General features: G+C 66.7%; 16 protein-coding genes. 7 read left to right on the top strand and 9 right to left on the bottom strand.

The annotated features are described in order from the left end of the window. Nucleotides 1-25: 25 nt before the first annotated feature. Nucleotides 26-760, bottom strand: a complete 735-nt coding sequence (gene pyrH, locus ACFC0O_RS07465) for a UMP kinase (protein WP_067567919.1) — start codon at nucleotides 758-760, stop codon at nucleotides 26-28. A gap of 162 nt (nucleotides 761-922) precedes the next feature. Next, entirely contained in the window at nucleotides 923-1,783 is an 861-nt protein-coding gene (locus ACFC0O_RS07470; protein WP_375954650.1) for a helix-turn-helix transcriptional regulator, read from the bottom strand. Nucleotides 1,784-1,906: 123 nt separating this feature from the next. Here ACFC0O_RS07470 and ACFC0O_RS07475 point away from each other — a divergent pair, with 123 nt between their 5' ends. From ACFC0O_RS07475 to ACFC0O_RS07495, 5 genes are all read left to right on the top strand, one after another. Next, nucleotides 1,907-2,791 carry an NmrA/HSCARG family protein gene (locus ACFC0O_RS07475; RefSeq protein WP_375954652.1) on the top strand — a complete coding sequence of 295 codons (885 nt, stop codon included), beginning with the start codon at nucleotides 1,907-1,909 and terminating at the stop codon, nucleotides 2,789-2,791. Between the two features lie 95 nt (nucleotides 2,792-2,886). Beyond that, the gene (locus tag ACFC0O_RS07480; protein ID WP_375954654.1) at nucleotides 2,887-3,162 is read left to right on the top strand and encodes a hypothetical protein; all 276 of its coding nucleotides are present in this window, start codon (nucleotides 2,887-2,889) and stop codon (nucleotides 3,160-3,162) included. Between the two features lie 77 nt (nucleotides 3,163-3,239). After that, nucleotides 3,240-3,629: a hypothetical protein gene (locus tag ACFC0O_RS07485; RefSeq protein WP_375954656.1), complete on the top strand. Its 390-nt coding sequence runs from the start codon at nucleotides 3,240-3,242 to the stop codon at nucleotides 3,627-3,629. A 48-nt stretch (nucleotides 3,630-3,677) separates the two neighbouring features. Then, nucleotides 3,678-4,052, top strand: a complete 375-nt coding sequence (locus ACFC0O_RS07490; protein ID WP_375954657.1) for a hypothetical protein — start codon at nucleotides 3,678-3,680, stop codon at nucleotides 4,050-4,052. Between the two features lie 40 nt (nucleotides 4,053-4,092). Next, entirely contained in the window at nucleotides 4,093-4,416 is a 324-nt protein-coding gene (locus ACFC0O_RS07495; RefSeq protein WP_375954659.1) for a hypothetical protein, read from the top strand. Between the two features lie 119 nt (nucleotides 4,417-4,535). Here ACFC0O_RS07495 and tsf read toward each other — a convergent pair whose 3' ends face one another. The 4 genes from tsf to ACFC0O_RS07515 all read right to left on the bottom strand — a co-directional run bounded on the left by tsf (nucleotide 4,536) and on the right by ACFC0O_RS07515 (nucleotide 7,311). Further along, nucleotides 4,536-5,360 (bottom strand): translation elongation factor Ts, encoded by an 825-nt coding sequence (gene tsf / locus ACFC0O_RS07500; RefSeq protein ID WP_364630639.1) that lies wholly within the window; start codon nucleotides 5,358-5,360, stop codon nucleotides 4,536-4,538. A 103-nt stretch (nucleotides 5,361-5,463) separates the two neighbouring features. Beyond that, on the bottom strand, nucleotides 5,464-6,327 hold the full coding sequence (rpsB, locus tag ACFC0O_RS07505) for a 30S ribosomal protein S2 (RefSeq protein ID WP_364630636.1): 864 nt from the start codon (nucleotides 6,325-6,327) through the stop codon (nucleotides 5,464-5,466). A 226-nt stretch (nucleotides 6,328-6,553) separates the two neighbouring features. After that, nucleotides 6,554-6,883, bottom strand: coding sequence for a DUF202 domain-containing protein (locus ACFC0O_RS07510; protein WP_364630633.1), 330 nt, complete (start codon nucleotides 6,881-6,883; stop codon nucleotides 6,554-6,556). Continuing rightward, complete coding sequence (locus ACFC0O_RS07515; protein ID WP_375954661.1) at nucleotides 6,880-7,311, bottom strand: YidH family protein; 432 nt, start codon at nucleotides 7,309-7,311, stop codon at nucleotides 6,880-6,882. The genes ACFC0O_RS07510 and ACFC0O_RS07515 overlap by 4 nt, the downstream gene beginning before the upstream one ends. A gap of 156 nt (nucleotides 7,312-7,467) precedes the next feature. Here ACFC0O_RS07515 and ACFC0O_RS07520 point away from each other — a divergent pair, with 156 nt between their 5' ends. Continuing rightward, the gene (locus ACFC0O_RS07520; RefSeq protein ID WP_375954663.1) at nucleotides 7,468-8,013 is read left to right on the top strand and encodes a M23 family metallopeptidase; all 546 of its coding nucleotides are present in this window, start codon (nucleotides 7,468-7,470) and stop codon (nucleotides 8,011-8,013) included. Between the two features lie 16 nt (nucleotides 8,014-8,029). Next, complete coding sequence (locus tag ACFC0O_RS07525; RefSeq protein ID WP_375954665.1) at nucleotides 8,030-8,596, top strand: DUF1990 family protein; 567 nt, start codon at nucleotides 8,030-8,032, stop codon at nucleotides 8,594-8,596. A gap of 32 nt (nucleotides 8,597-8,628) precedes the next feature. On the opposite strand, the gene ACFC0O_RS07530 is transcribed toward ACFC0O_RS07525, so the two are convergent. The 3 genes from ACFC0O_RS07530 to ACFC0O_RS07540 form a co-directional block, all read right to left on the bottom strand. After that, a complete protein-coding gene (locus tag ACFC0O_RS07530; RefSeq protein ID WP_375954667.1) occupies nucleotides 8,629-9,393 on the bottom strand; it encodes a siderophore-interacting protein in 765 nt (254 codons plus the stop codon). An 84-nt stretch (nucleotides 9,394-9,477) separates the two neighbouring features. Continuing rightward, complete coding sequence (locus ACFC0O_RS07535) at nucleotides 9,478-10,278, bottom strand: N-formylglutamate amidohydrolase (protein ID WP_375954668.1); 801 nt, start codon at nucleotides 10,276-10,278, stop codon at nucleotides 9,478-9,480. A gap of 46 nt (nucleotides 10,279-10,324) precedes the next feature. Continuing rightward, complete coding sequence (locus tag ACFC0O_RS07540; RefSeq protein WP_375954670.1) at nucleotides 10,325-11,248, bottom strand: tyrosine recombinase XerC; 924 nt, start codon at nucleotides 11,246-11,248, stop codon at nucleotides 10,325-10,327. Between the last annotated feature and the right edge of the window lie 59 nt (nucleotides 11,249-11,307).

The following is an 11,307-nucleotide window of genomic DNA, read 5'->3' on the forward strand; positions in this document are numbered from 1 at the left end:
ACAGCGTCATTCGTTCTTCTGGCGGTCACGAACGGACCAGCGTGCCGATCTTCTCACCGGCGACCGCGCGGGCGATATTGCCCTTCGTCAACAAATTGAACACCAGCATCGGCATCTGGTTGTCCATACACAGGCTGAACGCGGTGGCGTCGGCCACCTTCAGACCCTGTTCGAGCACCTCTTTATGGGTGATCTCGGTGAACATGGTGGCATTGGGATCCTCGCGCGGATCGGCGTTGAAGACACCGTCGACCGCCTTGGCCATCAACACCACCTCCGCGCCGATCTCCAGCGCACGCTGGGCCGCGGTGGTGTCGGTGGAGAAGTACGGCATGCCCATACCCGCGCCGAAGATCACCACGCGGCCCTTCTCCAGATGCCGCTTGGCGCGCAACGGGAGATACGGTTCGGCGACCTGACCCATGGTGATGGCGGTCTGCACCCGGGTGTCGATCCCCTGCTTCTGCAGAAAGTCTTGCAGCGCAAGGCTGTTCATCACGGTGCCGAGCATGCCCATGTAATCCGAGCGGGCGCGTTCCATACCGCGCTCCTCGAGTTCGGCGCCGCGGAAGAAATTACCGCCGCCGATGACCACCGCGACCTGGACGCCGTCCTCGACGACCTCCGCGATCTGCTCCGCAACCGCCTGCACCACATCGGGATCGAGACCGACCTTGCCTCCACCGAACATCTCGCCACCCAGCTTCAGGAGCACTCGGCGATAGCCCTTGCGGTCGGGGGCCGTATCCGGGTCCGTCATCGGTCTCCTTGTCCTTCGCGGTGATGCGTAGCCACGCACATGAAAAAGACCATCCCGGCACAGCGCATCATGCGGGGACGGTGGCAAGCTCCATATATCCTGCCTCACGCGCCCGGGCGCGGGTGAGGCGACCCTCGCACAGCGTAAGAAATTCTGTACCGCCTACCCCGTTTCGGGAGCGCGCATCAGCTCGGCGAGCCGCGCCGCGGCGGTTTCGGTGGCGGGAATCTGCACGACCAGCAGCAATTCCGGATCGTCCACCGGGCGCGATTGGAACAATTCCAGCTCGATCGGGCCCACGCCGGGATGGGCGATCGAAATGGTGGCGGGCCGGAAACGCCGCACCGGATACTCCGCCCACCAGCTCCGGAATTCCGGACTCTCCGTTCGCAATCCGGCCACCAATTCGGTGAGCCGGGGATCCTCCGGACGACGGCCCATGGCATCGCGCAATTGACTCAGCACCGCCCGCGCGGCCCCCTCCCAGCCGGGCATGCGCGCGCGATTGTCGTTGTCGGTGAACATCATCCACAGCAGATTGCGGCGCTCGACCGGCGTATCCAGCGGATCATGACGCAGCCGCACATAGGCGCTGTTCCAGACCAGATAGTCGAAGCCGCCGTCGTACACCGAGGCGGGATTGGGCAGCACGGCGTCGACCAGTCGTTGCATTCGCGCACTGTCCCCGTGCGCGGGCAGCTCCTCGGGTTCCGAGAAACCGGCCAGAAAGCGCAGGTGGCGGTGCTGATCGGCGTTCAGGCGCAGGGTGCGCGCCAGCGCGTCGATCACCTGGCGGCTGGCGGCCACATCGCGGCCCTGTTCGAGCCAGGTGTACCAGGTCAGACCCACCCCGGAGAGTTCGGCCACCTCCTCACGCCGCAATCCCGGCGTCCGCCGCCGCGCGGGCTCGCCGTAAGGCAGCAGCCCGACATCGGCGGGCTGCAACTGTGCGCGCTGCGCCCGCAGGAACTCGGCCAATTGCGACCGGCGGGCCGAACCGGGGCCACTTCTGCCACTTACCACTTCGACTCCCCCTCGCACCGTGCTCTGGGTAGCAGTATCGCTACCAGGACAGCACCGTGCCCGACTTCGTAGCGTCATTACCAACGGGAGAACGAAATCCGCAGGGACTCAAGGGAGTACACAATGACCGCGCACACCGCACCGATTCTGGTCATCGGAGCCACCGGCCGCCAGGGCGGGGCCACCGCCACCGCGCTACTCGAACGGGGTTGGCCGGTAAGGGCTTTCGTCCGCGATCCGGAAGCGCCCAAGGCCGTCGCACTGCGCGCGGCAGGCGCGGAACTGATGGTGGGCGACCTCGACGACGAGGATTCACTGCGCAAGGCCATGGACGGCGCGCACGGGGTCTTCCTCATGCTGACCATGATGTCCGGGGTGAACATCAGCCTCGCCGCCGTCGCGGATGAGGAGCGGCGCGGGCGACGCATCGCCGAATTGGCCGGGGAACTCGGCATCGAGCACCTGGTGTACAGCTCGCTCAGCGGGGCGGGCACCGACTCCGGTATCGAGTACTACCGGTCCAAGGAACGCATCGAGGAGCGGATTCGCGAACTCGCCCTGCCCGCGACGATCCTGCGCCCGGTGCTGTTCATGGACAATTTCGCCACCTACAACAAGCCCACCCGCGACGGCGATGACCTGGTGCTAGCCCTCGCGGTAGCCCCGGAGATTCCCATGCCGCTAATCGCCATCAACGATATCGGCCGCTTCGCCGCCATCGCCTTCGACCGCCCCGACGAGTTCCTCGGCCGCACCCTGATCCTGGCCGGAGACGTCCTGACACCCCCGCAGATCGCCGAAATCCTAGGCCGCGCAGCCGGATTGACCCCGCGCACAGTACAGATCCCGATCGAACAGATCCGCGCCTTCGACGAACAGGTCGCCAAGATGTTCGCGCATTTCAATACCCACCCCCAGGCCCCGGTCGATCTCGTCGCCCTGCGCGCGGCATATCCGGAACTGCTCGACCTGAACGGCTGGCTGCGCGCCACCGACTGGAATATCTGAAGGACGGCATCCGACGGCACCGCGCGGCACTTTCGAATGCTCGCGAAATTCGCCGAATCTATCTGAAATTTAGATACTTCAAATATCGTCGCCCAATGAACAGCACGACTCATACCCCTGCGGGCATCGCTGCCCGCGCTCTCGTCGGCGGTCTCGCGGCCGTCGCGGCACTGACCATCGCCGCGACACCCGCCACCGCCGCACTCACATCCTCGGGCTCCTCGTCCGGCTCCTCCACCCTCAGCGCGGAAATCCCGAAGAACCCACTCGCCCAAGCGCTCTGGGCCCCCTTCGGAAACCTCATCTGGAACCTGCTGGCCGCCAGCGGCAGCGCGGGGTGCATGGCGGGCGGCTGCGACCCCGGCGAATAACCGCGGAGCCATGCCCCGAGAAATCGGGGCGGTCCAATCGAATTGAAACTTCAATGCTTCAAATAAGATGCCGGGGCATGATCGTCGAAACCCGAACCGCCCGAACCGGATTCGCAACCCTGCTGCTCACCGCCGGGGTGCTGGCCACCGCCGGCCAAGCCGCGGCCGATATCCCCCTCACACCCGCCGCCACCGAACCGGCCGCGACCGTCGCCGAGACCCCGGCCGAAACGCCCGTCACGGTACTGCTGGGCTCCGCCGCCGCCCCACTGGTGAGCTTCAGCGGCTGGGCACAGGCCAACAACCTCCCCGACGTCAGCCCGCTCAGCGCGGCCGCCAGCGGCAGCTCCGGCATTCGAATCCTGCTCACTCCGATCTTCAACATCCTGGCCGGTGCCATCTGCGGCGCGGACTCGATCAGCGGCGGCACCGCATGCGCCACCGCCTCGGCCGGAACCCCGGCCTGATCCGAGCGAAATCAATTTGAAATAGCAATATTTCACTAATCTGCTCCTATGAACACCAAGAATCGGGCCCGGGTGGCTCTAGCCGGTCTGACCATCGCGGCGGCCCTGATAACGACCGCGGGCCATGCCTCGGCGGATATCCCACTCACCCCAACCGCCGACACCTCACCCGCGGCCACGGTCGCCGACGCCCCCAGCGGTTCGGGTGCGGGCTCGGCCACCGGCTCGTTCAATCTCCTCGGACCCCTGCTGAACTCCGAAAGCGGCTGGGCCCAAGCCAATCACCTGCCCGACTTCAGTTCGTTCAGCGCCGAGGCGGCGGGAAGTTCTGTCGTGCAGTTGATCTGGCCGCCGATTCTCTCGGCACTGCTGTCGGGCTCGGGCATCTGCACCACCTGCGCCACCAACCACCAGGGCGCGTAATCATATGCAATCCAAAGCGAAATGCAGGGTGGCTGATCAGATGAAATCAACCATTCGAATCCGAGGCGCGGTCGCAGGGCTCGCGGTCGCCGCCACACTGGTGGCCGCCGCGGGGTCGGCCGTCGCGGAGGTGCCGCTGGACGCCGCGCCGGCGGTCACCGCCGACAACATCTACACATCGGGCGAAACCATCAACCTCGGCTCGGTCACCATCCCGCGCACCACCGATCTGCTCAGCTCGATGAGCGCCGCGGCCGCTGACGTTCCGATCCTGTCCGCTATCTGGCGACCATTCGGAACAATCCTCATGATCCTCATCTGCGGCGGTATCAACGGCTGCGCACATCTCTCGAATCAACCATGATGACCGGCCGAGACGGCAACATGGGCTGCTGATCAATCGGCGAACCCTGTGGACGGCAAAAGGCCCCTCGCTCATCGAAAGATGATGGGCGAGGGGCCTTTTGGGGTTTGGCAGGCGGGTTAGGCCTGGCCGACCTCGAAGCGGGAGAAGGCGGTGACAACGGCACCGGCCTCGTCCAGGAGCTGCTTCACGGTCTTCTTGTTGTCGGTGACCGACGGCTGCTCCAGCAGGACGACGTCCTTGTAGAAGCCGTTGACGCGACCTTCGGTGATCTTGGGGAGGGCGGCCTCGGGCTTGCCCTCTTCGCGCGCGGTCGCCTCGGCGATCGAACGCTCCTTCTCGACCAGCTCGGCCGGGACCTCATCGCGGGTCACGTACTTGGCCTTGAGCGCGGCGACCTGCATGGCGGCGGCGCGGGCGGCCTCGGCGGCAGCTTCGCTGTCACCGGTGTACTGCACCAGCACGCCGACGGCGGGGGGCAGATCGGTGGCACGCTTGTGCAGGTAGGTCGCGACCGGGCCGTCGTAGGAGACGACGCGACGCAGTTCGAGCTTCTCGCCGATCTTGGCGGCCAGCTCCTGCACGGCCTGATCGGCGGTCTTGCCGCCCAGGTCGACAGCCTTGAGCGCATCCAGGTCGGCCGGGCGGGCCTTGGCGGCAGCGGCGACGACCGCGTTGGCCAGTTCCTGGAACTCTGCGTTCTTGGCGACGAAGTCGGTCTCGGAATTGATCTCGATCAGCACGCCGTCAGCGGCGGTGACCAGGCCCTCGGCGGTGGCGCGCTCAGCGCGCTTGCCGACGTCCTTGGCGCCCTTGATGCGCAGGGTCTCGACGGCCTTATCGAAGTCGCCGTCGTTCTCCTCGAGCGCCCGCTTGCAGTCCATCATGCCGGAGCCGGTGAGGTCGCGAAGCTTCTTCACGTCAGCGGCGGTGTAGTTCGCCATGGCGGCGAGCCTCCTCAGTGTGAGTCTGTGGGTTTGTCACACCATGCCGCCCGCTTCCGAACAGGAAGGGGCGGCAGGGTGAACTAACTGCGTGTGACGCGGCTCAGAAATCAGCCGGGGTGGTGGCCGGGGGGACCTCGGCGACAGCGGCCTCGGCCGCGGTCTCGACGGGGGCCTCAGCGGCAGCCTCGGCGGCCGGGGTGGCCGACGACAGCAGTTCCTGCTCCCACTCGGCGAGCGGCTCGCCGGCTTCGGGCTTGGAGTCACCGGCGGCACGCGAGGCACGAGCCTGCACGCCCTCGGCGACGGCGGAAGCCACAACGCGGGTCAGCAGCGCGGCCGAACGGATCGCGTCGTCGTTACCCGGGATCGGGTAGTCGACCAGGTCGGGATCGCAGTTGGTGTCCAGGATCGCGATGACCGGGATGTTCAGCTTGCGAGCCTCACCGACGGCGATGTGCTCCTTGTTGGTGTCGACGACCCAGATGGCCGAGGGAACCTTGGCCATGTCCCGGATGCCGCCGAGGGTGCGCTCGAGCTTGTTCTTCTCACGCGTCAGCATGAGGATTTCCTTCTTGGTGCGACCCTCGAAGCCACCGGTCTGCTCCATGGCCTCGAGCTCCTTCATACGCTGAAGGCGCTTGTGCACGGTGCCGAAGTTGGTGAGCATGCCGCCCAGCCAGCGCTGGTTCACGTAGGGCATGCCGACGCGAGTGGCCTCGGCCGCGATCGACTCCTGGGCCTGCTTCTTGGTACCGACGAAGAGGACGGTGCCACCGTGGGCGACAGTCTCCTTGACGAACTCGTAGGCCTTGTCGATGTAGGTCAGCGTCTGCTGCAGATCGATGATGTAGATGCCGTTGCGGTCGGTGAAGATGAAACGCTTCATCTTCGGGTTCCACCGACGGGTCTGGTGTCCGAAGTGCGCGCCGCTGTCGAGCAGCTGCCTCATTGTTACGACAGGCATGGCCCCGTAACCCTTTCATTGCTGGTTGACGCAGAAATCGGCGATCTCTGCCCTGGCGCCCACAGCCCTCGGAACCCGCCAATGAAAAATCTGGGGGACCAGCCGACGACCCTCGATGTGGGCGCGCGAAGTCGGATTGCGTTCAAGCAAACCGCTGGATCAGTTTACGGTGCCGTCACCCCAGGCCGAAATCGGCCCTAACAGAAGGGGGCTGACCTGGCAATACTTACTTCTCCAGGATCGCATATTCGAGCGCGAGCACGAATGCGACGGCAACCACGCCACCCACCGCGACGGCGACCGCGGCAATACCGCGATCACCCCTGTCCCACGCGCCTTTTCGATGCGAATGCAGCACCTGACCGCGGCGCACACAAACAGCCGTGACCACCAGCAATGCGATCGTGGCCAGGAACGCGGCCACCGTCACCGGACGCCAATCACTGCTGAACGCGGCCTTGAGGAACAGCACCGCATTGGCCATCGACGCGATCGCGGTGCGCCGCCAGGCCAGGGCGGTGCGCTCGGCGGCCAGACCCGCCTCGGGAGTGGTCACGACAGCAGCAGGCCGATACCCGCGAGCACCGCGATGATCGCGATACCGGCGGCCAGAATCGGGACCATGAGCGTGCGCGGCATCGTGCCACCGCGCTCCATGGCGGACTGCACATGCCGCCAGCGGCCGTACGCGCCGAGCGCGATGATGCCCGCCAGCACGATGCAGCTCAGCGCGACGGCCGAGCGGACACCGTGGTGGCGAAAGGGTTTCACCAGTTCATGCACGGCGACGCCACCGGCGAGCAGCCCCAGGGCGGTGCGCATCCAGGCAAGGAAGGTGCGTTCGTTGGCGAGGGTGAAGCGGTAGTCGAGTTCGGTTTCGCCGACCTCGATGAGCTCTTCGATCCGGGCCTTGGCGGCGATATCGTGGTCGCTCACGGCCGGATCCGCGTTCGCGGAATTTCCGGACGGCTCGGCGGAGCCCATGCCTGTTCTCCTTTTCGCGTGCGCGGCGGCCTATTCGAAACACCTGGTCCAGCCGGTTTCGAGCATGTCAATCGCGCGGTATTCACATCGCGCGGGCTATCCACATTCGTCATTCACGGTAGTCCGGCGGCGGGCGTGGACGCGCACAGTGAACGCATGCGCCCTCTCGTGTCGATCGTTCTCGCCCGGCTCCCGTTGCGACGGCTCACGCCGATCATCTTCGGCTGGTTGCCCGTGCTGCTGCTCGGGCCGATCGTCTTCGCACCGTCATGCTGGGCCGCGCCGGGCGAATTCGATTGGCCGCTACGACCGCGGCCGGCGGTCGTGCGCGCCTTCGACAAACCCGAGCGGAATTGGCTGCCCGGACATCGCGGGGTGGATCTCGCCGGAACGCCCGGACAGCAGGTGCTCGCGGCGGGCGGGGGAACCATCGCGTTCGCGGGAATCATCGCCGGGAAACCGGTAGTCTCCATCGATCATCCCGGTGGACTGCGCACCACCTACGAACCCGTCACCCCGTCAATCCCATTGGGCCGCACCGTGAATCGCGGCGCGGTCGTGGGCGTACTGAATCGCGGGCACGACGGCTGCCCGGTCGCGGCCTGCCTGCACTGGGGAGCACGCCGCTCCCGTGATTATCTGGACCCGCTGGGCCTGATTCATCGAACGCCCATCCGACTCAAACCACTCGAGGCCAACTGAGGCCAGGATGTAGGACATGCCGCACGAACCCGCCACCATCCCCTTCACCTATCCCGATGTCGGCGCGACCACCGGCGACTTCCCGAAGGGCTATCACCACTTCCGAATGCGCCGCCGCATCGGCTCCGGCAGGCCCATGTTCAACCATGCGGCCAGCCAGGTCCTCGAATACGAGATGCAGCGCGGAACAGGGATTTTCGTCGCGGCGGATACCCCCACCGCCGAACCGGGCACCGAGCTCACGGTGCGATTGGGTATCGGCCCGCTGGGAATCACCGCACCCTGCCGGGTGGTGTACGTCGTGGACGAGCCGAATCGCCGCGGCTTCGCCTACGGCACCCTGCCGGGGCACCCCGAAAGCGGTGAGGAGTTGTTCGCGATCGAGTACGACCCGACCGACGAATCGGTGTACGGGGTGATCGCGGCGTTCTCCCGTCCCGGAGCCTGGTACGTCCGGGCGGGCGGGCCGGTGGTCCGGCTCATTCAGCGCTGGTTCGCCTGGCGCTACATCATGACGGTCAGGTCCTGTGACCGGACCGCCAAGCGCAAGCCCGAACCGGAGCAGGGCACCGCGCCGCACTGAGCCGAGGCGGTGCGCCTGGCCAGGGCCGTGCGCTAAACCCCTGCGGGAGTGGCCTTTTCGGCCTCGGCAAGGTCGGACTTCCAGCGGCGGAAGCCCTCTTCGGTGCGGCCGCGACGCCAGTAGCCGGAGATGGACGAGGCCCATTCGGCGGTGATGCCGCGTTCCTTGCGGATGTAGGGACGCAGGTCGTGCATGACCGCCTGGGCTTCACCGTGGATGAAGACCTGAACCTGGCCGTCGAGCCAGGGTTCGGCGCGCACGGCAGCGGCGAGAAGCTCGCCCGGAGCGGCGTCGCCGCGGTGAATCCAAGTCAGCTTCACGCCTTCGGGGTAAACGAACGCGAGTTCGTCGGCAGGCCCGGCGATTTCGACGAATACCCGGCCCACCGCGTCGGCGGGCAGCGCGGCACAGGCCGCGGCGATTGCGGGGAGCGCGGAGTCGTCACCCGCGAGCAGATGCCAGTCGGCGTCCGGGCGCGGGGCGTAGGCGCCGCCCGGGCCGAGCAGATCGATGGTGTCGCCGGGTTCGGCGGCGGCGGCCCAGGGACCGGCCACGCCCTCATCGCCGTGATAGACGAAATCGATGGCGATCTCCTGAGCGGCGGTATCGATCGAGCGCACGGTATAGGTGCGCATGGTGTCGCCGTCGGGGCCGGGAAAGGCCAGCTTCACGTAGGCATCGGTGAACGCGTTCGGCTCGAACGCGGCGAAGCCCGGACCGCCGAGGTGGACGCGAATCAGGTGCTCGGACAGGCGAATGGTGTTCTGGACGACAAAGGTTGTGCGGGCGCGAGCCAAGGAGCCACCTCCATTATTAGGATTACCTAACTCAACGTAGCACGGCTGACGATAGCTCGTCGATAGACTTCGATATGGCGTCGATTACGAGAGTTCATCGATCAGCGCGGCCAGCGCGACCGCCAGGCGTTCCAGACCGGCTCCGGGCGGGCCACCGGGTTCGCTCATATAGGTATCCCGCCTGATTTCCAGCATCAACGCGGTGACGCGCGCATCTGTTCCATACCGGTCCAGGGGTACGTAGGTACCCGCGAAGGGGCTGTTGATGCCCACTCCCCCGAATTCGGCGAAAATCTCGGCGGCGCGGGCCGTCAGCCGCGATGGCGTGTGAAAGTCGTCCGCACCCAAACAGATCGGCGGGCGAACGCCGTCACCGTGCAGCTCATACGGCAGCGGCTCGGCCGGATACGAGTGCACATCGATGATGACGGCCCGGCCGGTGGCCGCGATCCGATCGGCCACCGCGTCGGCCATCGCCCGGGCATATGGACGGAAGTACTCGCCCAGCAGCGGTTCCGGGTCGAAGTCCGCGGCGCGCAAGGCTTCCCGATGCGCAGTCCTCGTGTACACCGCGCCCATACCCACCGCGAGCATCTCCTCCCGCTCATCCGGGAAACGCTCCGGGTCGACCACCAGCCGTGACAGCAGATTCACGAACCGCCAGGGCCGCACCGGAGCGAGTCCCGCCGCGATGGCGGCAATCCGCTCGGTATGCGCGTCGGTGATGTGATCCAGCTCGTCCGCGAGCGCCCGCTCATCGAGCAGGATATCGGCGCGGACGGCGGGCGGAATCACGCGCGAAGAGTGCGGAACATGCAGTATCACCGCCGAATTCGCCGCGCCGGGCAGCAGATCGACCGAGCCGGGAAACCGATGAACAGTCATGCGCGCGAGTGTGCCCGGTCGCGCGGCCTCCCGAGAAGATCGGCGGTCATGCGCGGGGGTGGGCTTGGTCGTGGGCCTTCTTGAGGCGGTCGATGGAGACGTGGGTGTAGAGCTGGGTGGTGGCGAGGCTGGCGTGGCCGAGGATCTCCTGGACTACGCGCAGGTCCGCGCCGCCCTCGAGGAGGTGGGTGGCGGCGGTGTGGCGGAAACCGTGCGGGCCCATATCGGGGGCACCGGGGATCGCGGAAATCACCTCGTGCACAACGGTTCTGGCTTGGCGTTGATCGAGTCGGCGGCCGCGACGGCCGAGCAGGAGGGCGCGACCGGACTCCGGGATCGCCAGGGAAGCACGGCCGTAGCGCAGCCAGGCGTCGAGGGCTTGATCGGCGGGGAGGCCGAATGGCACCGCGCGCTCCTTGTTGCCCTTGCCGAGTACGCGTACGAGGCGGCGCTCCCGGTCGACGTCGTCGATATCGAGGCCGCACAGTTCGCTCACCCGAATTCCGGTGGCGTACAGCATCTCCACGATCAAGCGGTCTCGAAGAGCCATCGGATCATGCTGTGCGGCACCGGATTCCGCCGCGTCCATGGCGGCCCGCGCCTGCTCCCGGCCGAGCACCGCGGGTAGTACCCGATGCGCCTTGGGCGAACCCAGCCGCGGTCCGGGATCCACCCCGAGCTTCCCGGTATGTGTCAGCCAAGCCGTGAAAGTGCGGGCCGAGGATGTCCGCCGCGCCATGGTGGTGCGGGCCGCACCGCCCGCCGACTGTTCCGCCAGCCAGGACCGCAACAGCGCCAGATCCACTTCCGCCACACCGGAATCCGCCGATCGCGCCACCAAATGCTCCAGCAGCGATCGCGCATCCCCCGAATAGGCCCGCACCGTATGCTCCGACCGATTCCGCCCCAGCCGCAGATGCCGCCCGTACTCGGTCAGCAAGGCCTCCAGATCCTCGGGCAGTCCACTCATCCCCCCACGTTCACCCTCCCCCTCCCGCAAAGCAAGTTCCCGCGCCGCCGTCACCGTAG

Origin of the sequence: Nocardia sp. NPDC056100 (assembly GCF_042266325.1) — a bacterium.
Taxonomy (GTDB): domain Bacteria; phylum Actinomycetota; class Actinomycetes; order Mycobacteriales; family Mycobacteriaceae; genus Nocardia.

Coding starts and splice junctions, on each gene's coding strand:
- pyrH (WP_067567919.1), bottom strand. CDS start 760: ATGACGGACCCGGATACGGCCCCCGACCGCAAGGGCTATCGCCGAGTG.
- ACFC0O_RS07475 (WP_375954652.1), top strand. CDS start 1,907: ATGACCGCGCACACCGCACCGATTCTGGTCATCGGAGCCACCGGCCGC.
- ACFC0O_RS07480 (WP_375954654.1), top strand. CDS start 2,887: ATGAACAGCACGACTCATACCCCTGCGGGCATCGCTGCCCGCGCTCTC.
- ACFC0O_RS07485 (WP_375954656.1), top strand. CDS start 3,240: ATGATCGTCGAAACCCGAACCGCCCGAACCGGATTCGCAACCCTGCTG.
- ACFC0O_RS07490 (WP_375954657.1), top strand. CDS start 3,678: ATGAACACCAAGAATCGGGCCCGGGTGGCTCTAGCCGGTCTGACCATC.
- ACFC0O_RS07495 (WP_375954659.1), top strand. CDS start 4,093: ATGAAATCAACCATTCGAATCCGAGGCGCGGTCGCAGGGCTCGCGGTC.
- tsf (WP_364630639.1), bottom strand. CDS start 5,360: ATGGCGAACTACACCGCCGCTGACGTGAAGAAGCTTCGCGACCTCACC.
- rpsB (WP_364630636.1), bottom strand. CDS start 6,327: ATGCCTGTCGTAACAATGAGGCAGCTGCTCGACAGCGGCGCGCACTTC.
- ACFC0O_RS07515 (WP_375954661.1), bottom strand. CDS start 7,311: ATGGGCTCCGCCGAGCCGTCCGGAAATTCCGCGAACGCGGATCCGGCC.
- ACFC0O_RS07520 (WP_375954663.1), top strand. CDS start 7,468: ATGCGCCCTCTCGTGTCGATCGTTCTCGCCCGGCTCCCGTTGCGACGG.
- ACFC0O_RS07525 (WP_375954665.1), top strand. CDS start 8,030: ATGCCGCACGAACCCGCCACCATCCCCTTCACCTATCCCGATGTCGGC.
- ACFC0O_RS07535 (WP_375954668.1), bottom strand. CDS start 10,278: ATGACTGTTCATCGGTTTCCCGGCTCGGTCGATCTGCTGCCCGGCGCG.
- ACFC0O_RS07540 (WP_375954670.1), bottom strand. CDS start 11,248: ATGAGTGGACTGCCCGAGGATCTGGAGGCCTTGCTGACCGAGTACGGG.